Here is a 24,183-nt window from a genome sequence, read left to right as displayed (position 1 = left end):
AAGCTCGATTCTGTTTAACAAAAACAACTGACTTAAATAGACCCACAATGTGATTCGTCTACTATTTAGTTTTCAAAGACCAAGACCGCCGCTCGTTGCGGCAGACTTCGCAATCTACACAAACCAGACTCGACTGTCAACCGTTTTTTTCTCGGCTGGAAGTTTTTCTTGGCGACTCTCAGAGGCGAAACCTTAGAGAGAGTAAACCAAACTCCTGAACCGTCGAGCTATTTGGATTTGAGAGAACGTTGCTGCGAAGTCAAACTTTATAACAGAGAGGCTTTCGACTGTCAACCTCTTTTTTTACCGCCGTGACCGTTTTTGTTTCCCGGTCAGTAGCGAGGTGTGGTTATAGCAAAAGGTCGGAGCAGGGTCAACGGGTTTATTGTTAGTTTTTGTTCAGACCAATTTGGACAGACTAAAGGGACCACAGGAGCTGAAGGGACATCAGGGACCACAAAAAAGGACACCTTCTTTGGCGGGGCACCTATTCCTGTCGGCCAACGCCCCCCACCCCCTAGCCCCCTCCCTCCAGGGGAGGGGGAACGTGAAAGGGCCGCCCCTTATCACGGGGGCGGCCCTTTCATTTGTTCGCCGGCTGTTATTGGGCGGCTTTCAGTGCTTGATTGATGTCGGCAATGATGTCGTTGACGTCTTCGATGCCGATCGAGAGCCGGATGAAGTCGGGGCTGACACCGGTCGCCAGCTGCTCTTCCGGCGAGAGCTGCTGATGGGTGGTCGATGCCGGGTGGATCACGAGGCTCTTGGCATCGCCGATGTTGGCCAGGTGGGACAGAAGCTTCACGTTGTTGATGAACTTCTTCCCGGCCTCGAGGCCCCCCTTGATACCGAAGCCGATAATGGCACCGCTGCCGTTAAGGTACTTCTTGGCGTTGGCGTTATCCTTGTGGCTGGCAAGGCCCGGGTAGTTCACCCAGCTGACCAGCGGATTCTGCTCGAGCCACTCGGCCACCTTCTGGGCGTTTTCGACGTGACGCTGCATCCTCACGTGGAGGGTCTCCAGCCCCTGCAGGATCTGCCAGGAGTTGAACGGCGAGATGCAGGCCCCCATGTCCCTCAAAAGCTCCACCCTCATCTTGATGATGTAGGAGATGTTCCCCAGGGCATCCCAGAACTTCAGGCCATGGTAGGAGGGATCGGGCTCGGTGAACTCGGGGAATTTGCCGTTGTTCCAGGGGAAGGTGCCGCCGTCCACCACGCAGCCACCGATGGAGGTGCCGTGCCCGCCCATGAACTTGGTGAGCGAATAGACCACGATGTCGGCGCCATGCTTAAGAGGCTGGAAGACGAACGGGGTGGCCGCTGTGTTATCCACGATGTAGGGGATCCCCGCGTCATGGGCAACCTTGGCGATGGCCTCGAAATCGTCCACGTTGTTTTTAGGATTGCCGATGGCCTCGCTGTAGACCAGGCGGGTGTTCTCGTCGATGGCTTTGCGGATGTTCTCCGGGTCGGAGGAATCCACGAACTTGACGGTGATCCCCAATTTGGGGAGCGTGTAGTGGAAGAGGTTGTAGGTCCCGCCATAGAGGTAGCTGGTGGCAATGATGTTCTGCCCGGCGCTGGCGATGTTCAGTACGGCGTAGGTGGTGGCTGCCTGACCGGAGGCAACCGCCAGGGCGGCCACGCCCCCATCGAGCTCGGCCACCCGTTTTTCCAGCACGTCGGTGGTCGGGTTCATCAGCCGGGTGTAGATGTTCCCGAATTCCTGCAGCCCGAACAGGTTCGCCGCGTGCTCCGCACTTTTGAATACGTACGAGGAGGTCTGGTAAAGCGGTACCGCCCGCGACAGGGTGGTGGGATCCACCTCTTGGCCGGCATGGAGTGCAAGGGTGCTGAAAGCTAACTTTTTATCTGACATGGTCTACGCTCCTCTACGCTACAACACTATTTTGATAAAGAACCAACTGCAGATGTCTATACAAAACGTCACAGCATCTGTCAAGAACTTTGACCGTAAAAGTTGACCTACCCGGGGAGGCGCCCGTAAATCTCGGTGGCGCGGGCCAGTTTGTTGGCCAGCTTGGCAGTGAAGGCGTCATCCGGACAACGCCAGCTCCAGTTCCCCCCGGCCACCCCCGGGACGTTCATCCTCCCGGTGGACGGGAGCTCCAGGAGATCCTGCATCGGGATGATCGAGTAATCGGCCACCGAGGAGAGGGCGCACTTGATCATCTGCCAGACGATCTCTTCCTTGTCCCGGTCGAAGTAGGAAAGCACCGTTTTCTGCTCCTTGGCCTTGAGACCGGTGAACCAGCCGCTGGTCGTGTCGTTATCGTGGGTGCCGGTGTAGACCACGCAGGAGCGGACGTGGTTGTGCGGCAGGTACGGGTTGTCCGGTCCCGAGCTGAAGGCGAACTGGAGGATCTTCATCCCCGGGAAGCCGAACTTGTCCCTGAGCGCCTCCACCTCGGACGTGATCACCCCCAGGTCCTCGGCGATGATCGGGAGATTCCCGAGCGCGTTGCGCATGGCGTGGAAGAGGTCCTCTCCCGGCCCCTTGGTCCAGCGGCCGTTGATGGCGGTCTTCTCCCAGCTCGGTATCTCCCAGAAGGCCTCGAAGCCGCGGAAGTGGTCGATGCGGACCATGTCGTAGAGCGAGAGGTCGTTGCGCATGCGGGCGATCCACCAGCCATACCCCTCCTCGGCCATCCGGTCCCAGTTGTAGAGGGGGTTACCCCAGAGCTGGCCGGTCTTGCTGAAGTAATCCGGCGGCACCCCCGCCACCACGATCGGCCCCCCCTTCTCGTCCAGGTGAAAGAGATGGGGATTGGCCCAGACGTCCGCCGAGTCGTAGGCGACAAAGATCGGCATGTCGCCGACGATGCTGATCTCCAGCACGTTCGCGTAGCTCTTCAACTGGCGCCACTGGCGGAAGAACTGCCACTGGAAATACTTCTGCTCGCCGATGGCGGGACCGAGTTTCTCGCTCCAGGCCGGCAGTTCGGCGGGCTCCCGTCGCGCAATCGGATCGGGCCAGTCCTTCCAGCTTTTCCCGGTGAAATGATCCTTGAGCGACATGAAGAGGGCGTAGTCGTGAAGCCAGAAGGTGGTATCGCAGAAATGCCAGAATTCCTCCTTCCGTTTCTGCGAGCCCTCGACGAAGAAGCGGGTGGCGGCCTGGCGCAAAAGGCCCATCTTGTAGATCTCGGTGGCGCCGAAGTCGACCCGGTCGTTGTGCGGCACGGAGGAGACCTCCTGGGGGAGCAGGTCTCCCTCGCCCACGATCGACTCGAGGCTGATCAGCAGAGGGTTCCCCGCAAACGCGGAGTAGCAGGAGTACGGGGAGTTGCCGTAGGCGGTGGGGCCAAGCGGCAGGATCTGCCAGAGTGACTGACCGGACTTGTGCAAGAATTCGATGAAATGGCGGGCCTCCTCGCCAAACGACCCGATCCCTCCGGGCCCGGGAAGCGAACTGGGATGGAGCAGGATGCCGCTCTTTCGTTTTCTGGACATTAACACCTCGGTCGGATTGAAATGGACTGCAGGGAAGGCACGGACATCACAAGAGAATAGACCAGCCGAAGAAAGGCAGAGAGTACTATGACATAAAAAGGATGGATTGCAAATTGCGGGGCTTTACCGGTTTCGGGAGTCATGGTATAGTCGCCGCCATGGAAACTATCAAGACAGCATCTTTCGAATCCCTGATTGAGTGCGCCATCCCCAACGAGGAAGGCGGCTTCGATTTCACCCTGGACGGCGAGGTTTTCAAGATCAAGGACACCCTGGAGATCACCCCCATCGCCACGAAGAAGGGATACATTATCATCTATTAGCCTAAGAGCAGGCACCCACATAGAAAGAGGCGGAAGGAGAGATCCTGTCCGCCTTTTTTTGTGCCTGGGTCTATGCGTTCCCCCTCCCCTGGAGGGAGGGGGCAGGGGGTGGGGGAAGCAGCCACGAAGTGCCCCAGCCAGGCAACGAGGCTATACCGAAACCCGAAAGCAAATCCCCCCTGTCCCCCCTTTGACAAGGGGGGGAAGGGTTTCCCCCCAAATTCCTGGAAGAACGTTCGCAAAGGGGGGGACCTCGTTTCGGCAATCCCCCCACCATTTTCCGATGAGCCTTCAGGGGGGAACACTCCTCCTGCCCTCGCTTGAAGAGGACACATAAAGAGGCCGGCAGTCCCTGAGGACTGCCGGCCTTTTTGCTACTGCGTCCCTACCCTGCGCTCCCCTACCCTACTGATACGTGGTAGCGAAATTCAGGGTGTACCCGGGGCGGCTTACGATGGTCGGGTACGGGGTGGTCGGGAAACGCTGCCAGACCACCACCTGGGGGTCCTGCCACGGGGTGGGCAGGGTCGGAAGCACGCCGGGGGTGGCCAGCTTGAACATGATGGTGGCGATCTCCTGGCCGCTTCCCGTGGTGCTGCTCGTGATGTTGCTCCCTGCGCTGTTGACCATACTGACCGTCAGTTGCATGGTCTGGGTGTTGTAGGTGCCGCTTATATCGGACTGCTGGAATCTCACCGGTCCCGACGGCACCACCGCTCCGCTCTTGAGCGGGAAGGTGTGGGCCGGGTAGTTCGAGGGAGCCGGCGAGGAGTAGTTGACCAGCACGCCGCTGGGTACCTGCATGGTGGTCTGGACCGAGCCGACCGTGCAGTTGGTGGACATATTCCCAAAGAGTTGCACCTTGGTGACACCGGTGGTGACCGGTCCGGCGGCGGCGCCGCCGCCACCACCGCACCCGGTCAGGGTCACCGCCGCCCACAGTGCTACCAGAGCCGCTACAGTTATCTTCATCATCTCACTTCCTCCTTACTGTTCGTCGTAGCCTGGCTTCCGTGTGCAGTCCTACAGGGGGAGCAGTCCCACCTGGCGGAGCAGCAGCACGTAGACGTCGCCGAGATCGATCTTGCCGTCCGGGTTCGGGGCACCGTTGGCGAACGGGGCCACGTCGGCGTGGGCCAAGTCGAGCGGGGTGGCGGTCTGGAGACCGTTGGCGATCTGAAGGGCCTTCATGGCGCTCTGCAGATAGCTGCTGGTACCCGGGAGCAGGCCGTCCTTGGCTCCGTAGGTTATGCTGGCGATGACCGGCGCGTACTGGGATCCGCCGCCCAGCGAGGAGTCGCGGAACCTTACGTAGACCGTCTTGGTTCCTTCGCCGGCGGAGAGAGTCCAGACCTTGCTGGTGGCATACGGTTCTTCCGCGGAGTAGACCACGCCGTCGTTGGAGAACTGCATGGTGCTGACCCCTTGCGGGTCGGTTGCCGAGAGCGTCAGGTTGACCGTGGCGCTGTTGGTCACCTGGACGCCGTTGTTGATCTTGATGCTGGACACCATGTCCGGTGCGGTGTCGAGGGTCCAGGTTCCGGTGTTGACCGCTTCGGCGTTGCCGGCCACGTCCACCGCAAAGTACCTGATGGTGGTGGTGGAGGTCACGACGAGCGGGTTGTTGTAGACCGCGGAGGCGGCGGTCGGCAGGCTGCCGTCCAGGGTGTAGTAGACGGTGGCCGGCTTGTTGGTGGTCAGGGTCACGTTGACCGGGCCCGCGGCGTATTCGCCTGCCACCGGACCGGCGGTGGTAACCGGGGCCACGGTGTCGAGCACGATGCTAGCGGTCACCGGGGCGTAGAGGTTGCCGGTGGGCAGCGACTTGTCGCGGAACCTTACGTACACGGTCTTCGGACCGTCACCGGAGAGAAGGGTCCAGGCCTTGGTGATGGCGTAGGGTTCCTCGGCGGTGAAGTTCACCCCGTCGTTGGAGAACTGCATGGTGGCGATCCCCACCGGGTCAGTGGCCGACAGGGTCAGGGCGACGGCGGTGGAGTTGGTCCGCGGCTTGCCGTCGTTGATGGCCATGCTGGCCTGCAGGTCGGTGGCGTGGACGGTCCAGGTCCCGGATTTCACCGACTCGGCGTTACCGGCCGTATCCACGCTGAAGTACTTGACGGTGGTGGTGCCGGCCAGCGAGATCGGCTGGTTGTAGACGGTCGACGAGGTGGTCGGGGTGGAGCCGTCCAGGGTGTAGTAGGTGATGGCAGGCTCGTTAGCCGACAGCGTTACCAGCACCGGCACCGTGGAGTAAGTCCCGGTGATCGGCCCGGCGGTGGTCACCGGCGGAGTGGTGTCCAGGGTGATGGTGGCGGTGACCGGGTCGTAGAGCTGGCCGTTGGGGAGCGTCATGTCGCGGAAGCGGACGTAGACGGTCTTCGGCCCGTCGCCGGAGGCCAGGGTCCAGGCCTTGCTGGTTGCGTACGGTTCCTCGACGGTGAAGTTCACGCCGTCGTTGGAGAACTGCATGGTGGCGATGCCGACCGGGTCGATAGCGGAGAGCGCCAGCGTCACGTTCGGGTTGTTGGTCACGGTTTGCGCGTTGTTGATGATCACGCTCGCGGTGAGGTCGGTCCCGTGCAGCACGTAGGTGGCGGACTTGACCGCCTCGGTGTTGCCCGCCGCATCAACCCCGAAGAAGTTGATGGTGGTGGTCTGGGTCACCGTAATCGGCCGTGCGTACACGCTGGAGGAGGTGGTCGGGATGGTGCCGTCCAGGGTGTAGTAGATGGTGGAGAGCTTGTTCGAGCTCAGGGCCACCTGCAACGCGGCCGAGGAGTACGGACCCGGGACCGGGTTGGTGGTGGTGACCGGCGGCACGGTATCCACGGCGATCACCGCGGTAACCGGGTCGTAGAGCACGCCGGAAGGAAGCGACAGGTCGCGGAAGCGGACGTACACGGTCTTCACGCCGTCGCCCGGGGTGAGGGCCCAGACCTTGGCGGTCGCGTACGGCTCTTCGGTCGAGTAGTTGACGCCGTCGTTGGAGAACTGCATGCTCGCCACGCCGATCGGATCGACCGCGGAGAGCGTCAGGTTGACGGTGTTGTTGTTGGTGACCTTGGCCCCGCCGTTGATCGAGACCGAGGAGATCATGTCGGCGCTGTGGATGGTCCAGGTGCCGGACTTGACCGCCTCCTGGTTCCCTGCCACGTCCACCGCGAAGTACTTCAGGTTGGTGGTGGAGGCCAGGGCGATCGGGGTCGAGTAGGCCGCCGAAGCGGTGGTCGGAGTGGTCCCGTCGACGGTGTAGTAGATGGTCGCCGGCTTGTCGGTGGTCATGGTGACGGTGACCGGGGCCTGCGAGTAGTTACCCGGGATCGGGGTCACGCTGGTGACCGGGCTCACGGTGTCCAGGGTGATCTGGGCGGCGACCGGCGGGTAGAGGACGCCGGTGGGGAGCGCCTTGTCGCGGAAGCGTACGTAGACGGTCTTCGGCCCGTCGCCCGGGACCAGGTTCCAGTTCTTGACGACGGCGTACGGCTCTTCGGCGGAGTAGATCACGTTGTCGTTGGAGAAGCTCATGGTGGCGACGCCGATCGGGTCGACCGCGGAAAGCGACAGGATCACCGACGGGTTGTTGGTCCGGGTGGCGCCGCTGTCGATCGCGATGCTCCCCTGGAGGTCGGCGGTATGGATGCTCCAGGTCCCGCTGTTGACCGTCTCGCTGTTCCCCGCGGTATCCACCCCGAAGTACTTGATGGTGGTGGTGGCGGAGACCGAAATGGGGGCCAGGTAGACCGCCGAGGCGGTGGTCGGGGTCGAGCCGTCGATGGTGTAGTAGATGGCCGACTGCTTGTTGGAGGTCAGGGTGACCACCACCGGAGCGGTCGAGTAATCCCCCGGTACCGGCTGGGCGGTGGTTACCGGCGGCGTGGTGACCAGGTTGATGCTGTTGGTGACCGGCGGGTAGAGGACGCCGGAGGGGAGCGACTTGTCGCGGTAGCGGACGTAGACGGTCTTCACGCCGTCACCGGCCGGGATCACCCAGCTCTTGGAGGTCGCGTACGGCTCCTCGGCGGTGTAGTTGGTCCCGTCGTTGGAGAACTGCATGGTGGCGATGCCGACCGGGTCGGTTGCGTTCAGGGTCAGGCTCACCGTGGTGTTGTTGGTCTGGGTGGCGCCGTTGTTGATCACCACGCTCCCGGAAAGGTCGGCGGTGTGGATCACCCAGCTGTTGGAAGTGATCTGCTCAACGTTGCCCGCCGCATCCACGGAGAAGTATTTGATGGTCGTGGTGGCCGAGAGCATGATCGGGCCGGTGTAGATCGGGCTCGAGGTGGACGGGACGGTGCCGTCCACCGTGTAGTAGGTGGTGGCGGGCTTGCTGGTGGAGAGGGTTATCTGCAGCGGCCCGCTCGCATAGGTCCCTGCCACCGGCGATGCGCTGGTGACCGGCGGCACGGTGTCCACCTTGATGGTGGCGGTCACCGGGTTGTAGAGGAAGCCGGAGGGGAGCGCCTTGTCGCGGAAGCGGACGTAGACGGTCTTCATCCCGTCACCGGCGGTGAGGGTCCAGCTTTTGGAGGTCGCGTAGGCCTCCTCGGCGGAGAAGGTCACCCCGTCGTTGGAGAACTGCATGGTGGCGATCCCGGTCGGGTCGGTGGCGGAGAGGGCCAGGATAACCGCCTGGTTGTTGGTGACCGTGGCGCCGTTGTTGATCAGCACGCTCCCCTGCATGTCGAGGGCGTGGATGGTCCAGGTCCCGCTGTTGACCGCCTCGGTGTTGCCCGCCGCGTCGACTGCGAAGTACTTGATGGTGGTGGTCGAGGCCACCGAGACCGGGGCGATGTAGACCGGCGAGGCGGTGGTCGGGGTGCTCCCGTCCACGGTGTAGTGGACGGTGGCCGCCTTGTTCGGGGTCAAGGTCACGAAGACCGGGGCCGTTGCGTAGATGCCGGGGGCCGGGGTGGCGGTGGTGGCCGGGATTACCGAGTCGAGGGTGATGCTGGTGGTGACCGGCGGATAGAGAACGCCGGTCGGGAGCGCCCTGTCGCGGAAGCGGACGTAGACGGTCTTCACGCCGGAGCCTGCCGAGAGCGTCCAGGCCTTGGTGGAGAGGAACGGCTCTTCGGCGCTGTAGGTCACCCCGTCGTTGGAGAACTGCATGCTGGCCACGCCGGCCGGGTCATAGGCGGAAAGGGTCAAGGTGACCGCGGCGTTGTTGGTGGCGGTGGCGCCGTTGTTGATGGAGACGCTCGCCGTCATGTCCGGAGAATGGATCACCCAGGTGTCGGATTTCACCGCCTCGGCCACCCCGTTCACATCCATCGAGAAGTAGTTGATGGTGGTGGTCGTGGTCAGGGTGATGGGGGCCGTGTACTTGGTCGAGGCCGTGGTCGGGATGGTCCCGTCGGTGGTGTAGTAGGTGGTGGTCGGCGGAGCCACCGAGCTCGCGGTCAGGGTCACCACCACCGGAGCGGCGGCGTAGATACCCGGCGGCGGGGTGGAGACCGTGGTCGGCGGGGTCGGAGGCACCACGATGGAGTAGTTGAGTGTGGCCGAGACGTCCGGGGTGGCGGTGTTGGAGGTCCGGGCATCGACCGAGATGACGTAGCTCCCTACCGCGGCGGTGTCGGGGAGAGACCAGGTAGCGTCGGTGCTCCAATCGCGCACCAGCACCTTGGCGCCGCCGTTGGTGGTGAGCCAGTAGCGGTACTGGTAGGCTACCGTGGTCCCCGCCACCGTAGTGGTGCCGCCGGTGGCGGCTGCGGTGAAGAGCACCAGGGTCCCCACCACGTGCGGGGTCGGTTTGCTCGGGGAGATGGTAAGGGCGCTGGCCTTGGTCCAGTTCCCGGTCTGGACCGAGAGGCTCACCGCCGGGGTGGAGAGCGACCCGTTGTTGAAGGAGTTGAAGGCGGTCACCCGGTACAGGTAGTTGGTGTTGGGATTGATCGCGGTGTCGGTCCAGATCGGCGGATACTCCGGCTGGAAGGAGACGATCGCCTTCTTGGTCCAGATGCCGCCGCCGTTGGTCGATTCCTCGACCAGGAACTCGGAGGTGTCGGCCGGGGCGGTCGACGTGTTGGCCGGGGCGCCGTCCACCCACTGGAGGACGGTCTGGTTGACCGAGGCGTTCACGTACGGGTTGATGGCGGTGGGGGCGGTGGTGTCCCCCGGCACGGTCTGCCCGCCGATGTAGGCGGTCAGGGTGCTCGGCGCCAGCGGAGGCGCGGTCGGCACCAGGAAGATCATCGGGCGCATGAAGTCGTTCTCCTCATGGCCTAAGATGTGGCAATGCCAGACGTACTCGAATCCGAAGTTGACCGGGGTGTTGGCCACCGTCGAGGTGCCGCCGCCGCGGGCCGGATCGGTGGTTACGACGATGTTGGCGGTGGTGGCCTGGGTGACGTCGATCGGGCGCACACTTACCGGCAGATTGAACGGCAGCGTCTGCTTCATCGGCTTCATGGCAACGATGACGTCTTCCAGCGGGTTCATCCTGACCGTTTCCTTCCAGCCGAGCTCGTTGGCGTCGGGAGGCCGTATGGCGCCGTCCCAGCCGACCCTGTTAAGAACCTGGACGTTGAAGAGGTGGAAATGGACCGGGTGGGTGTCGACCCCGTTATGGGTGATCTTCCACATGGTTTCCTTGCCGTCCGAGAAGATCTCGGTGGCGGTGTCGACGTAACCCAGCGGGATGGTGGTCTGAATCAGGTTGTTGGTGAACGGCAGCTCGACGCCCAGGGTGGCGTTCATCCTCCCGTACGTGTCCCACAGCTCCTGGATGGCCTTCGGGCGGTAGGGGATGGTCTTGGGAAGCGCAGCCTGGGGGGCCGGGTTGACCAAGGGATCGTTGACCGGGATGGTCACCGAGTAGTCCTGGATCTTGGCGAAGAGGTCGGTCGGGGCGCCGTTCCAGGTCTCGGGGATAATCGGGGCCGGCTGGCTCGCGTCGAAGGCGGCCGGCAGGGCGGTCTGCAGGTTGGCCATGTTGAACGGGGTGCCGGCGGCGCCGGAAACCTGGAACTGCATGACGGTCCTGGTGTTGGGGCCGTAACCGCGCAGGGTCGAGGGCGCGCCGCCGGACAGCGTCTGGTCGAGGTCGCCGGTGTAGTAGTCGTAGCGCGAGTCGAACGCCGGGTTAGGCGCCGGGCCGTCGTTGTAGAGGATCAGCTTCGATCCGGAGGGGACCCCGGAGAAGTCCACGATGACGTCGGCACGCTCGGCGGGACCCAGCATCAGGGCGCGCAGCGCGGTGTTCAGCACGACGATGTTGCGGCGGTTGTACTCGTAGCCGACCGGGCGGTTGGGGATCACCACGGGGTTCCTGAGGAAACCGCCCTCGTTGCCGATCTGGATCATGTTGGGGCCGACGGTGGCCGGGTCGGGAACGCCGCCGTCACGCCCGTCGGTGGGCCAGTCGGGCGGGAACGTCGGGTTGGGGCCGGCCGGCACCATCTTGACTTCCTTGCCGGTCGGATCGGTCGGGTCGGCGTAGAAGATGCTCAGGTTGAGGGTCCGGTCGTTGGATGCGTTGAGGATCCGGAAGCGGTACGGCTTCGGCTGCACGGTCAGGTACGGGTAAGCGGTACCGTTGACGACCGGGGTATCCAGGAACGCCTCGGGGGTGGTGGTCGGATCGGGAAGCTTGGCGTTGGCCGGATCGACGGTCACCGGCGGCCAGAACCAGGGGCCGTAGTCCCAGCGGCCGAAGGGGTTGGCGCCGCTCGGGCTGTTGGGGTCCTGGTTCGCCTCGTACACGTGCGGGAACCAGAGATCGCCGTAGGCGCCCCACGGGTACTTCGTCTTGTCGCGCGGGACGGTGGTCTGGGTGTAGGCCGGGCCGGCCAGGCTGGTTATGTTGTAGTTCCAGGCGGTGTCCTGCACATCGATGTTCTGGGGGACGAAGGTCTTGTCCTGGATGATGAGCGGGATCCCGTACTTGTAAACGCCCCCCAGGTTGGGGAGAGTGCCGTTGGCGATCAGGGAGTCCTCGGTGGCGTCGGTCAGGAGGTACCCCGCCGCCTCGCCGGCATACACGTTCAGGCGGGTGATCCCCTGGGTGTGGTCGTGGTAGAACATCAGGCGGCTACTTTGCTCGTTGGACCAGAAGAAGGTCATCTCCCCCTGCCCGGTGGCCGGCATGTCGGGGACGTCCTCCGTCCCGAGCCCTTTCTGGTACGGGGTCGACAGCTCGCCTTTGGGCACCGTCCACTGGTGCGGGGTGCCGTCTGAGATCCAAGGGCTGTTGCCGCCATGGAGGTGGAGGGTGGCGCGGTTCTGGGTGTAGGAGCCGGAGAAGTTGTTGAAGGCCGGGACCACCCCGCCGAACTGGGCGGGGAAGCTACCCTTGGGTCCTTTGCCCGCCCCCATCAGCGAGGTGTCGACGGGAATGAAGAGGTTGCCGGCCACCCCGGTCGGGAGCGTGTTGGTGAACTTCACCCTGACCGGTTTTCCGTTGCCGTTCTGGCCGGCCGGTTTCGTGGGGTCGTAGCTCCTGGCGATGATGAGGGGGCCGAGGTACTGGGTGACGTTCTTGACGGTGGCGTCGTTGGTGTTGCTCTGGTAGTAGCCACGCAGCGTGGTGGCCTTGGGAAGGTCGGAGTGCATCTTCTGGGTGTACTGCTTCACCCCGATCTCGTAGTAGTCCGCCCCCGGGTAGGAGGTGGTGTCCGGGACCGCGACCGGGATGTACTGCCCGAGGTTGTTGGCGTTGGTGGATCCCAGCCCCGGGAGGCTGTCCACGAACTTACGCAGGGCCGTTCCCGAGGCCCCCCCCGCCGGACTGTTGGCGTAATAGGTGCCGCCGCCCGGGCCGGCCTGGACCGGGACCCCCCAGGCCAAAGCGGCGAGCACCACCATTACTTGGGTAACTCTCCACAAAACATGTTTCTTCATCGTCGACCCCTTATGCTGCGAAAAATGGTACTCCGGCCGGTAATCGCGGCCCGGCCGGAGCATGACCGGGAGCTGCTGATATGGGAAGCGAGGGATACCCCCTCGATAACCGGGGAAATGGCCCGGGACGGCTCATCGGCCATCCGGGCCCGGGACCGCGCCTACTGGGCCGCGGACCCTTCCATCATGAGTTTCGCCCTGCCTTCCCTCGCCTGTTCCACGTATCCGAGCAGCGAGCGGCGCCCCTTGGGATGGTAGTTGGGAGGGGGCCCCAGCTCGACGGCTGAGTCGTTGGCCTGCGGCGGTTGGGAAGTGGCAGCGGCGGCGGTTTGCATTGGCATCGGGCCCGGCGCGGCGGAAGCCGCTCCGGAAGTTCCGCCCATGGCACTCGGGGCGGGAGGGGTGAGCGCGGCGGCCTGCGGCCTGGCATAGACCGGGGCGGCCGCAACCGGTTCCTGCGGCTGGTCGCCCACGCAGACCGCCTCGAAGCGGTCGGCGAACTCGACCACGTGGCACTGGGTGCCGGCGGCAGCCAGGGACGGGTAGAGCAGCAGGAGTATGAGGATCGCGGCCCTCATGGCTTTGCACTCACAAAGAGGTGATGGGGAACGCGAAGAGACTCTCTCACTGCGAAGCCTCCCCGCGTCGAGGGGATCACTGCCTTCGAATGGGCATTGACTGGTGTTCTCATAACTACTCCCCCATCTCAATCGGCCTTTGAAATCTTTGTCAGAGCCCAGCGGCTCTAAGGAAGAACCAGGCGGCCGGAAGCCTGTTGTCCAGAGCTAGTACAAGTAGTGTGCCCAGGGCACTGACACAGTGACAATCAACGCATAATCGGGCAGTTAGATAAAACGGCAGGAGCCAGTGGAGAGCTGAAGGGGTGAGAATTTTTATAAGGAAGGACGCCGCGAGAGAGGATAAAAGCGCACTTATTGGGAATTACTTCATGTGATTTCCGCTGCTTACAGATACCTGTCGCGTTTCGCGACAGCTCCATTTCCAGCGCAGAGAGGTAAAAGGGAAGTATTTTCGTGGGGCGGCAGGGTAACCGGGGAGGGGTCAGCTGGCGGCGAGGACCTCGTCGACCCGCTCGCCGGTCAGGGTCTCCTCGTCCAGGAGGGCCTGGGCCAGGGCGTTCAGCTTCGAGCGGTTGTTGGAGACGAGCTCGTCGGCCTTTCCTTCCGCCCCCCGGATAAGGGAGGAGATCTCCTGGTCGATCAGCCAGGCCATCTCCTCGGAGAAGGTCTTCTCCTCGGCGAGCTTCATCCCCAGGAAGGGGTGCTCCTCGCCCCGCGGGAAGGTCATCGGGCCGATGGCTTCGCTCATCCCCCACTGGCAGACCATCTTCTCGGCGAGCTCGGTCACGTACTTCAAATCGCTCTGGGCCCCGGAGGAGATGTCGTTGAAGACCTGCCGCTCGGCCACCCTCCCCCCCAGCGCCACGCAGAGGCGGTTCACCAGGTAGGCCCGCGGGTAGTGGTAGCGGTCGTCCTCGGGGAGCTGCTGGGTCACCCCGAGCGCCCGGCCGCGCGGGAGGATGGTCACCTTGTGGACCGGGTCGGTGCTCGGCAAAAGGCGCGCCACCAGGGCATGCCCCGCCTCGTGGAAGGCGGTGATCCTCTTCTCGTCGTCGGAGATCACCATGTGGCGCTCCCCTCCCATGAGGATCTTGTCCTTGGCCCGCTCCAGGTCGTCCAGCGCGACCACCACCTTGTTGTCGCGGGCCGCCAGGATGGCCGCCTCGTTGACGAGCCCCTCGAGGTCGGCGCCGGTCATTCCCGGGGTCCCCTTGGCGATCACCGAGAGGTCGACGTCCGGCCCGAGCGGTATCTTCCTCGTGTGGACCCTGAGGATCTTCTCCCGGTCGCGCCAGTCGGGGCGCTCGATTACCACGTGGCGGTCGAAGCGCCCGGGGCGAAGGAGCGCCGGGTCGAGCACGTCCGGGCGGTTGGTGGCCGAGATCACCACCAGCTCGGTGTGGGGATCGAAGCCGTCCATCTCGGAGAGGAGCTGGTTCAGGGTCTGCTCCCGCTCGTCGTGGCCGCCGCCGAAGCCCGCCCCGCGGCTTCTCCCCACCGCGTCGAGCTCGTCGATGAAGATGATGGAAGGGACCACCTTGCGGGCGCTGGCAAAAAGATCCCGCACCCGGCTCGCCCCCACCCCCACGAACATCTCGATGAAGGCGGACGCGGAGATCGAGAAGAAGGGAACCCCGGCCTCGCCCGCCACCGCCCGGGCCAAGAGGGTCTTGCCGGTTCCCGGCGGCCCGACCAGGAGCACCCCCTTGGGGACCTTCCCGCCGATCTGCTGGAACTTCTTGGGCTCCTTCAGGTACTCCACCACTTCCCTCAGCTCCTGCTTGGCCTCCTCCATCCCCGCCACGTCCGCGAAGGTGACGTCGATCCGTTCCGAGCTGTAGGTCCTCGCCCCCGAGCGGGCGAACCCTCCCATCATGGCGCCAGGCCCCTGCGATTTCATGCCGCGGGCGATGAACCACCAGACCCCGAGGATCAAGAGCCACGGGAGGAGGTAGAGGAAGATTCCCCCCATGGCCGAGCTCTCGGCCGGGACCGCGGTGACATCGACCTTGCGCACGGTTAGTTCGGGAAGCAGGGTGGGATCTCCGATGGCAGGGACGTTGGTGGAAAAAAGGGTAGTGGTGACGGGGGGATTCTTGGGCTCCGGGGCCGGGAGCTTGACGGCGCTACGGAACTCGCCCCGGATGCCGTTGCCCCGCAGGGTGACCCGTTTGACGTTGTCGGTGCCGAGCTCGTCGCGGAACCGGCTGTAGCTGATCTCCACCCCGCGCTCCGCGGACTGCTTCACCATGGAGCCGTAGAAGAGATCGAGCAGCAGCACGAGGAGTGCGGTTACCAGCAGCGGTTTCCAGATCGATTGACCCATGGGGGCTCCGGAAGGAAGATGAGGAGGACACTAGGGGATTTTAACTGAAAAGGGAGACATTACAAGGAAAGTGCCAAACGGCGCGGGTGCTGGATCGGAACTTCGGCGAGTTCGCGAATGCGACTGCGCGAATGCATGAGTGCGTGAGTGTTTGAGCACATGAGTGCGCGAGTTCGAAGAATCCGGGGAGTGCGGGAGGGGAGCTGGCGGGCGGGGTCAGCTTTCGAGCCGGTAGGCGCCGAAGCCGAAGGAGGCGTTCTTGCCGAGCTGGGTGGCCTGGCCGAGCTGCAGGAGGAGGTGGAACGGCTCCAGCTCCCCCTGAAAGGTGGCGCTCCCGAGGATGCCGAGCTGGCGTCCCCCCGCGGTCACCATCCGGAATTCGCTGGCCACCGTCCGCACCGCCTCGCTTCGTCCCGAAAGCCATCCGTAGTCGAGCTCCGCCTCCACCCCCTCGTAGTAGTAGGCAAGCGCGGAGATCCGGCGCATGAGGGCGCGGGCCAGGTGGGAGAAGCCGGGGGCCTGCAGAAGACGGCCATCCTTCACCAGTTTGAGCGGAGTCACCAGGTGCAGGGTCAGCCGGTCGGCGGGAAGCGGTCCGCACGAGGAGGGATCGAGCGAGCCGAGAAGCGGAAGCTCCGGCTCCCCTCCTTCGGCCACCACGGTCCGCCCTCCCCCGGGACACTCCGCCTCGATGGCGGCGATCCGCCCCCCCATCCCCTCGATGAGGAGACGGGCGGCGCCGAGAAAGCCGGCAGAGTGCTGGATGGCGGTACCGAACAGGGTAAGGGAGCACTCGCAGCGGGTTTCCCGGGGAGCATCCTCCGGCAGGAGCGGAAAACGGAAGACGAAGGGGAGCGGCGGCTTCTGGTGGCGGCGTACCGCCTCCGGGTCGCGTGCAAGCTGCTGTCCGAAGCTCGAGGGGAAGGGACAGCCGGCCTGGTCGCGGCATCCGGCGCACTCGCCCCGCCGGCAGCCGAGGATCTGGCGGAAAGCGGTCTCGAAGCCGGAACGGCTGGCGAAAAGGGCGTACGGGTCCGGGGGGGAGTCTGGGAGGATGACCGTGAAGATGAGTTTGAGGTAGTGCAGTTCCACGAGGTTTCTCTTCCCCGGCGGCTCCCCAAGGGACCGGCACCCTGCGCGGCGCCGGCCCCCGGGGAAGGAGGCGGGAAACGATGGACTCTACGCCTGGTTGATGGCGGAGAGCTTCCAGGGGTTGTTGCCGACCGGGCGGGTGAAGGTCCAGTACTCCTCGAACTTCACCGGGTCGGTCTTGCTCCCGGAGACCACCTGGCCGGTGGTATCGTCGGTCGTGTAGTCGAGGAGGTTCGCGTAGATCATGACGGTGACGAAGTCCTGGCCGCTCTCCTGCCACGCCTCGGAGACCTCGACGCTCCTCACCGCGATGTTCTCCAGGCGGTTGACCCGCTTCTCGCGCAGCAGGGTGTCGATGTCTCCCTGCAGGATCCGCCGCATATCGTCGGTCAACAGCGCGGAGACCCCGGAGAGGTCGCGGTTCATCCACGCCCCCTGGATCTTGAAGAAGCTGTCCATGACGCTGTCGCTGAAGCGCTTCTCGTCGAACCCCGGGTCCATCTGCCTGATGTAGGAGAGCCCCTCCTCCACCTCGTTGCGGGCGTTGATCTCGCGGTAGCCGCCGCCGGATACGGCATCCTGCTGGTAGTCGCTCATGTTGACGACCCGGCCGCTACCGTCGTAGCTCTCCTGGCGGGAACGGTTCCTTACCACGAAGCGGTAGATCAGGTAGCCGATCCCCAAGAGCAGGACGATATCGAAGAGGCCGATCCCACCGCCGCCGGCGCCGAAGCCGCCGCCGAAGCCCAGCGAGCGGAAGAGCATGCCGCCCAGCACGCCGCCGGCCAGGCCGCCCAGGAAGCTTCTCCCGAAGCCGCCCATCGGACGGGCAGCAGGCTGCTGGTACGGGGCCGCCGGCGAAGGGGTCGAAGGAGAATACTGCTGACGGTTCGGTGACTGGGAGGGGGGGGCCACCGGGCTCATGTAGCTTCTCGAGCCCCTGCTCCCCATCGAGCGCCCACCACCGGCGCGGGCGTGAGCGTCCTGGTCCAGGGCGGTCAGCACACTCAGCGAAAGTGCGGCGAGTATGAAGAAAATCCGGAGACCACGTTTCATCATCATGCTCCTTTCTGTACTGCGGTCAGGGGCGCACCATTGCGCACGCTGAGAAAGCTAATCATCGGCAGGCGGGAAGTCAAGGGAGCGAAAGGCGCCGCTTGAGATGCCCCTGCACATCGGCGACCGCCTGTTGAACGGCATCGAACGGGGGAAGGGTGGAGGCGAGCTCATCGAGGAGTCCCCGCTCGCTGATTAAAGCGAGGGTACTCCGGAAATTAATATCATAAAGCCAGCTTAGTTGCAGCAGTTTAAAATCATTGACGGTTTTCACGGTGGCGAGCCTCACCAGCTTTCCCCGGGAGAGATCGCCGAGCACCTCGGGGGAGCAGAGCGGAAGATCGGGGAAGCCAAGGGTGGCGGCCGAGGCACGATCCCCCTCGGGGGCGTAGAAGTACTCGATGAATACCCGCCAGATGTCGAGCTTGTCGGCGTCCCGCACCACTCTCAACAGATCCTCCGCCTCCGGTGAGAGGCCGGCCGGGATCTGGTAGACGTTGTGGAGCCGGACCGCGGTCAGCACGCTCTCCCGTTCGGGTTTGGAGAGGAAGTCGAGCACTCCCGCCTCGCCGGCGATGCGGGCGGAAAGATGGGCATGGTTCAAGGATTCGCTGTCCTTGAAGGTGCGGTATTCGCGGTACTGGGGGAATCTGCCGAGGTCGTGGCAAAGGGCAGCCGCCTCGGCCAGAAGCTGCCGGTGCGGATCGCCCTCGCTGGTGATGAGACGGGCGCCTTCGCGGACCTTGAGGGTATGGAGGGCCTTGAGATCGTAGTTACGCTGCGCCGCGCCGTCGTCGCTACGGTAGGAGGCGCAGAACGTGTCGAACCACTTCGCGAGGGAAGCCAGATCCGGCACGGGGAGCTCTTCAGGCATCTTTTCCCTTCTTGATCAGGTAGTCGGAGAACTCGGACATCACCCGTTCGTCGTCCGCGAGCTGATAGGTGATGATGCTCCGGAGGTGGGCGAAGGAATCGGCGTCCATCTTGTCGAAGTGGCAGCCGATCCCGCCCGGAACCAGGCGGGCCACCTCACCCTTCACGTTGATGACCACCGGGACCGAGGAGGCCGAGAGGTAGATGGTGATCTCTACCGGGGTCCCCGGTTCGAGATGCTGATCGGTCTCCAGGTAGAGGCCATGCAGGCTCAGGTCCTTGACGTCCCCCTTGATGACCGTTCCGTCCGTTTGCAGCAGCGCCGACACCCTGAACTCTACCCGGGAAAAGTTCCGCCTCTCTTCCATGATGTCCTCCTCACGCCGGTAAAAAAAGGGGGCGAGGGCCCCCTTTTCTTGTACTGTCCTGAACCGTAAGGCCTAGTCTTCGAAGTTGCCGGCCGGCCCTTTGTCCTTGGAGAGCCCCTGTGCCTGCTGGGCCAGCTTTTCCTTGGTCCACTCGGCCGGGTTCTCGACCCGCTTCCCTTTGGGGCCGAGATCGTAGGAGCCGGCCTTGAGGATGGCGCCGATGGCGAGCGGTGCGGTGTCGCCGGAGTTGAAGACCTGGGTGATCAGCTGGAAGGCGAACTCCTCGACCCGCTTGCACATACGCTCGCGGACTTCCTTCGGCTGGGCCAGGAGCTTGTTCTCGAACGGGAGGTTGAGGTTCTTGTAGTCCCCCTTCTTCCACCCCTTGGAGTCGGCGAAGGCCACCATCTCGGCCCACATCTCCTCGGTCATCCCCTCGCCTTTCACCTTGATGAACTTCCCGTCGGCGTCGAGCTTGGCGTTGCCGTACTCGTTCACCTCCAGCCCCCAGGAGACGAACTGCAGGGCGGTGGCGACGTTGGCCTTGGTGGTGCGGGTCTTCTGGGCGATCTGGCGCAGCCGGTCGTAGGAGTTGCCGGAGGTGCCGTGCTGGGCGCCGTTCACGCCGTACTGCTTGATCGCCTCGTGGATCTCGGCGGTCAGCTCGACCTGGATGCCGGCGTCGGAGGCCTCGATCCCGTGGGTGGTGCCGTTGTTGAGGGCGATCCAGTCGGGGAAGACGTCGTGGGCGTTCAAGCCACGGATCAGGAAGAGTGCCTCCGCCACGGTGGAGAGCCCCTCTTTACCCTTGATCTCGCCGACTTCGGTCTCCAGACCGGCCCAGGCGGGGATGAAGCTGTTGAGCTCCAGGTTGGCAAGCAGGTTGTCTTCGTCGGGAAGGTGGGAGGCATCGATGGCGATGGAGGTGATGCCGGCGTCGAACATGCTCGGGATCTCGACCTTGGCGGCGGCCACGTCGGCGGCCCCCTTGATCCCGTAGTGGTCGGCATGGATGGCAACCGGGACGGTGACCCCCAGTTCGTTGCAAACGGCGTCGACCTGGCGGGCCATGTTCCAGTAGTTGACCGGGCAGTACGCCTTCTGGCCACCCTCGGATTTGGCGATCTCGATGAGGACGGCGGCGTTGGCGCGCTGGGCGGCGGCCAGCACCCCGCGGATCACGAAGTGGTTGCGGCCGTTGGCGGCCAGCGCCAGGGCATGCCCCTTGGCGTTCATGGCGCGGTCGATGACCTTGCCGCTGACCAAGAGTGCCTTGGAGTTGGGAAACAGCTTGGCGACGTTAGGCGGACGGCCGACCTCGAGAGCCTTGGTGAAATCCGAAGTAGAAGACATATCCCCTCCTTTTCCTATGTAGTAAGCGTCATTGCACTGCAAAAGCGACACATCTTATAGCATTCTAATACTGCAAAGGCAAGTCTCTTCACTCAACGATCGCCACCTCGCAGCTCGTTCCGCCGGCAAACCGTCCGCGCCCCAGGTATTCGCCACCCCAGAAGGCCGCCGCCTCGCCGGGCGGAAGCTCCGCGGCCACCTTCTCGAAAGAGAAGGAGAGCGGGCGGGAGTCGCCGCGTCCCCCCTTGACCAGCATCAGCGGATAGCGGGCCAAGAGCGGGAATTCGCCGCTCACCTCGCGGGGAGCGGCTCCCTGGCTCACCGTGCCGGCCGAAACCAGGAGAGTCACCCCCTTGCCGGGGGCCGGGATCCTTGCGTGAAGCAGGAGCTCGCCGCTCTTGTCCCCTGCCCAGCGGAAAAGGTAGCTGGGGGTCCAGTGCGCATCGCTGGCGAGGTAGGAGACGGCGGCCCGCGGCGCGGTCAGCCAGACCCGGGCGACTTGCCCCGTTTTCTCCTGGATAGCCAGTCTGCGCTCCACCGATTCCAGCGAGCGCTCGCAGCTCTTTCTGGCCCGGGATACCCCGTCCAGCCTGGCGAGCGCGAAGTCGGTCCCCTGGTTGAGGGAGGCGACCGGGTCGGGATTGCTCTTGCTGGCCCGCGGCGCCTTGCCGCTTTGGCTCTTGACGGCGGCGGCGAAGATTTCCTCCCGGCGGGTGAGGAGCTCGAGGCGGTCTTTAAGCTCGGTCCGCTGCTTCTTGAGCAGGGCCAGCTCCCGGCTTTGACGGGGGCTTAGGGCAGCGGGAGCCACCTCAACCCGGAGGATAGCCCCTCCCCCGAGCGGCCGTACCCGCAGCGACCCGGCGGTGAAGGGGCCGGGAAGCGGATACTCGAGGTACCCTTTAGCGGCGGCCACCTGCTGCTCGACGCGGACGCCGTCCAGGTAGTAGGTGACCCTCCTTTGGCCGGCCAGGGCCGGGGTCTGAACGGCCAGCAAAACCAGCGCGAAGACAAACGGGACCAGTCGCATAAGCCACCCCCCGAGGCAGATTCGAAGCTACAAATGTACCGCGGGAGGATGGCTTTTCAAGCGGAGGGGAACGGCGCTACTTCGCTACGTCCAAAAGCTCCACTTCGAAGATCAGGGTCGCGTTGGGAGGGATCACCCCGCCGGCCCCGGAGGCACCGTAGCCAAGCTGGGGAGGGATGATCAGTTTACGCTTGCCACCTACCTTCATGGTCATGACCCCCTCGTCCCAGCCGGGGATCACCTGGCCGGTGCCGATCGGGAACGAGAAGGGCTGGCCGCGCTTGACCGAGCTGTCGAAAACGGTGCCGTCGACCAGGGTGCCGGTGTAATGGACGGTGACCATCTTGCCGGGAGTGGGGGCAGGCCCCTTCCCTTCCACGAGGTCGGTGTAGGAAAGGCCGGAAGCGGTCTTCACCGCGCCGGCCGGGGCGTTGGCGGCAGCCGTCCCCTTGTCCGGGGCGACGGCGGTCTCCTTCTGCGAGCAGGCCGGAATGACGATTGCGGCAATCAGCAGCAAAAGGACCATGATCTTTTCAACGTTACGCATCAATCCTCCATCAATCCTTTTCTTCTATTTGGTGAATCTCGTGTGCGCTATCTGCTCCCGCGCACGGGTTGTGGCTAGTCCAGCAGGTGCAAAAAGAGCCCGCTTCTCAGCTTCGGCTCGAACCAGGTCGACTTGGGGGGCATGATCTTGTCCTGGTCGGCCAGCGCCATCAGCTCCTCGATGGAGGTCGGGAAGAGGGAGAAGGCGACCTCGTACTCCCCGGAGTCGACCACCCGCTCCAACTCCCCGATGCCGCGGATCCCCCCCACGAAGTGGATACGCTGGTCGGTGCGGGGGTTGCGGATCCCGAGCACCGGGCTTAACAGGTTGTCCTGGAGGATGGAGACGTCCATGGAGGCGACCGGGTCCTCCTCGTTGAAGGAATCCTCGCGGGGAGAGAGCTCGTACCATTTGCCGGCCAGGTACATGCCGAACTGGTGACGGTGGTCCGGGGCGACCGAGACCGGTACCGGGGAGACCTCGAAGCGCTCGGCCACCCGGGCCATGAACTCGGCGATGCTCCTGCCGTTGAGGTCCTTGACTACCCGGTAGTACGGCATGATGGTCATCTCGTCGTCGGGGAAGATGACGGTGAGGAAGTAGTTGTACTCCTCCTTGCCGGTGTGGCTGGGGTTGGCCCCCTTGCGGAGATCCCTGACCCGGCTGGCGGCGGCGCTGCGGTGATGGCCATCGGCGACGTAGAGGGTCGGGATGCCGGCGAAGCGCTCGGTGAGCCAGGAGATGAGGACCGCGTCGGCGATGGCCCACAGGGTGTGGGATACGCCGTCGCCGGTGGTGAAATCGTAGAGCGGCTCCCCCCCGGTCACCTTGGCGATGGCCCTGGTGATCTCCGGGTCGTGGCGGTAGGTGTAGAAGACCGGCTCGTCGTTGGCGTTGAGGATGTCGATGTGGCGGACGCGGTCCTCTTCCTTGTCGGCGCGGGTCAGCTCGTGCTTCTTGATGGTCCCGTCCTGGTAGTCGTCGACCCCGGAGCAGACCACCAGACCGGTCTGGGTGAGCCCGGCCATCTTCTGGCGGTAGACGTAGTAGCGCTCCCCGTCGTCCTGCACGAGGGCCCCCTTGGCCAAAAGGGCCTGCAGGTTGTCGTACCCTTTGCGGTAGACTTCGTCGGAGTGTTCATCCACCCCCTCCGGGAAGTCGATCTCCGGACGGGAGATATGGAGGAAACTCACCTCATTGCCGGCGGCCATCTCCCTGGCCTCCCGGGTGTTCATCACGTCGTAGGGAAGAGCGGCCACCTTCTCGGCCAGCTCCTTCTTGGGCCTTACGCCCTTGAACGGTTTTATGAATGCCATTCCTGCTCCTGTCGATCTTGCGGGCCGGCTCGCGCCTTAATCCCGTTGGCGTCCGCCTGTCATGAGGACGCGACGCACCAGTCTGGGTTCTTACATCTTTACAAGGCCGGTGTCAACCTTCGCGGCATCGTTTCCTAATGAAAAATCGCCTTCCCGCCCTCTAGAAGTACCGCTTGGCCCCCACGAAGTGTTTGAGGAAGTAGGAGTCGTCCATGGTGGAGATCTTGATGTCGTCGCCGCGGCGCGGCGCGTGGACGAAGCGGCCGTTGCCGACGAAGATCCCGACGTGGTTGATCTGCTCCTCGGAGCTCCCGAAGAAGACCAGGTCCCCCTCCTTGAGCTCATCCCGTCCCACCGCGTCCCCCACCCGGAACTGCTCGCGGGAGGTGCGCGGGATGTTGACCCCGCAGAGGTTGTAGACCGCGCGCACGAAGCCGCTGCAGTCCATGCCGTCCACCACGGTATCTCCGCCCCAGCGGTAGGGGATGCCGACGAAACGCTCGGCGGTCTTTGCCGCGATCATTCCCATGTCGCTCCGCTCGCGCCGGGGGGGAGGCAGCTCACCCCTGTCGATCTTCTTCGGGCGCGGCCGCGGGGTGATGGAGGGGGAAGGTGCCTTCTCGAGGGAGGGCTCCCTGGTGGCGAGGGATACGTGCTGCTGGGGGGCGGCGATGAAGTAGGAGGTGATCACCCGCTCCTTGACGAGTTTCCTGGCCGTGCGGCTCGCGTCCTCGCGCTTGTCGAAGTCGCCGAAGCGGACCGCGTAGATGCCGTTTTCCCGTTTGAAGTAGAAGGCCTCGATACCCTTCTCCTGCAGCTTGCGGGCGAGGCGCTCGGCATTCCGGACCTCGTGGAAGGCCCCCACCTGGATGGCGAAGCCGAGGTTCTTGATCCCTGCGCGCTCCGTGCGGCCGGCGCGTTCGGTAGCGCAACCGGTGGTGACCGAGGCGAGGAGGAGCAAACAGACGGTTAGTGCTTTGATGCTGTGGAACATTTGAAA

Annotated in this window: 16 protein-coding genes; 1 reads left to right on the top strand and 15 read right to left on the bottom strand. The window is 64.1% G+C overall.

Annotation, left to right across the window (positions count from 1 at the left end; translation table 11 throughout):
* Positions 1-601: 601 nt before the first annotated feature.
* Together L4X63_RS23375 and malQ are read right to left on the bottom strand one after the other, a co-directional pair.
* Positions 602-1,882 (bottom strand): O-acetylhomoserine aminocarboxypropyltransferase/cysteine synthase family protein, encoded by a 1,281-nt coding sequence (locus L4X63_RS23375; protein WP_250681080.1) that lies wholly within the window; start codon positions 1,880-1,882, stop codon positions 602-604.
* A gap of 107 nt (positions 1,883-1,989) precedes the next feature.
* Complete coding sequence (malQ, locus tag L4X63_RS23370) at positions 1,990-3,483, bottom strand: 4-alpha-glucanotransferase (protein WP_350339213.1); 1,494 nt, start codon at positions 3,481-3,483, stop codon at positions 1,990-1,992.
* A gap of 152 nt (positions 3,484-3,635) precedes the next feature.
* Between malQ and L4X63_RS23365 the strand changes: the two genes are divergently transcribed.
* Positions 3,636-3,800, top strand: a complete 165-nt coding sequence (locus L4X63_RS23365; protein ID WP_250681078.1) for a hypothetical protein — start codon at positions 3,636-3,638, stop codon at positions 3,798-3,800.
* A 405-nt stretch (positions 3,801-4,205) separates the two neighbouring features.
* Here L4X63_RS23365 and L4X63_RS23360 read toward each other — a convergent pair whose 3' ends face one another.
* The 13 genes from L4X63_RS23360 to L4X63_RS23300 form a co-directional block, all read right to left on the bottom strand.
* A complete protein-coding gene (locus tag L4X63_RS23360) occupies positions 4,206-4,775 on the bottom strand; it encodes a hypothetical protein (RefSeq protein WP_250681077.1) in 570 nt (189 codons plus the stop codon).
* Positions 4,776-4,823: 48 nt separating this feature from the next.
* The gene (locus L4X63_RS23355; protein ID WP_250681076.1) at positions 4,824-12,644 is read right to left on the bottom strand and encodes a chitobiase/beta-hexosaminidase C-terminal domain-containing protein; all 7,821 of its coding nucleotides are present in this window, start codon (positions 12,642-12,644) and stop codon (positions 4,824-4,826) included.
* Positions 12,645-12,805: 161 nt separating this feature from the next.
* Positions 12,806-13,222 carry a hypothetical protein gene (locus L4X63_RS23350; protein ID WP_250681075.1) on the bottom strand — a complete coding sequence of 139 codons (417 nt, stop codon included), beginning with the start codon at positions 13,220-13,222 and terminating at the stop codon, positions 12,806-12,808.
* 484 nt (positions 13,223-13,706) lie between these two features.
* Positions 13,707-15,551 carry an ATP-dependent zinc metalloprotease FtsH gene (gene ftsH / locus L4X63_RS23345; RefSeq protein ID WP_250681074.1) on the bottom strand — a complete coding sequence of 615 codons (1,845 nt, stop codon included), beginning with the start codon at positions 15,549-15,551 and terminating at the stop codon, positions 13,707-13,709.
* Between the two features lie 216 nt (positions 15,552-15,767).
* Entirely contained in the window at positions 15,768-16,643 is an 876-nt protein-coding gene (gene cas6 / locus L4X63_RS23340; RefSeq protein WP_250681073.1) for a CRISPR system precrRNA processing endoribonuclease RAMP protein Cas6, read from the bottom strand.
* Positions 16,644-16,730: 87 nt separating this feature from the next.
* Positions 16,731-17,699 carry a Tim44 domain-containing protein gene (locus L4X63_RS23335; RefSeq protein WP_284694800.1) on the bottom strand — a complete coding sequence of 323 codons (969 nt, stop codon included), beginning with the start codon at positions 17,697-17,699 and terminating at the stop codon, positions 16,731-16,733.
* A 79-nt stretch (positions 17,700-17,778) separates the two neighbouring features.
* Positions 17,779-18,573 carry an HD domain-containing protein gene (locus L4X63_RS23330; protein WP_250681072.1) on the bottom strand — a complete coding sequence of 265 codons (795 nt, stop codon included), beginning with the start codon at positions 18,571-18,573 and terminating at the stop codon, positions 17,779-17,781.
* Positions 18,566-18,940, bottom strand: coding sequence for a PilZ domain-containing protein (locus tag L4X63_RS23325; protein WP_250681071.1), 375 nt, complete (start codon positions 18,938-18,940; stop codon positions 18,566-18,568). The genes L4X63_RS23330 and L4X63_RS23325 overlap by 8 nt, the downstream gene beginning before the upstream one ends.
* A 72-nt stretch (positions 18,941-19,012) precedes the next feature.
* On the bottom strand, positions 19,013-20,293 hold the full coding sequence (locus L4X63_RS23320) for a class II fructose-bisphosphate aldolase (RefSeq protein ID WP_250681070.1): 1,281 nt from the start codon (positions 20,291-20,293) through the stop codon (positions 19,013-19,015).
* 88 nt (positions 20,294-20,381) lie between these two features.
* On the bottom strand, positions 20,382-21,320 hold the full coding sequence (locus L4X63_RS23315) for a DUF4140 domain-containing protein (RefSeq protein WP_250681069.1): 939 nt from the start codon (positions 21,318-21,320) through the stop codon (positions 20,382-20,384).
* A 76-nt stretch (positions 21,321-21,396) separates the two neighbouring features.
* Positions 21,397-21,867, bottom strand: a complete 471-nt coding sequence (locus L4X63_RS23310) for an FKBP-type peptidyl-prolyl cis-trans isomerase (RefSeq protein ID WP_250681068.1) — start codon at positions 21,865-21,867, stop codon at positions 21,397-21,399.
* A 74-nt stretch (positions 21,868-21,941) separates the two neighbouring features.
* Positions 21,942-23,183, bottom strand: coding sequence for a DUF1015 domain-containing protein (locus L4X63_RS23305; protein ID WP_250681067.1), 1,242 nt, complete (start codon positions 23,181-23,183; stop codon positions 21,942-21,944).
* Between the two features lie 160 nt (positions 23,184-23,343).
* Complete coding sequence (locus tag L4X63_RS23300; RefSeq protein ID WP_250681066.1) at positions 23,344-24,177, bottom strand: NlpC/P60 family protein; 834 nt, start codon at positions 24,175-24,177, stop codon at positions 23,344-23,346.
* Positions 24,178-24,183: the final 6 nt, after the last annotated feature.

The sequence above is a fragment of the Geomonas sp. Red32 genome, from assembly GCF_023652955.1.
Lineage (GTDB): Bacteria > Desulfobacterota > Desulfuromonadia > Geobacterales > Geobacteraceae > Geomonas.
The sequence above is the reverse complement of the archived record's forward strand: the minus strand, read 5'-3'. Positions and strand labels throughout refer to the sequence as shown.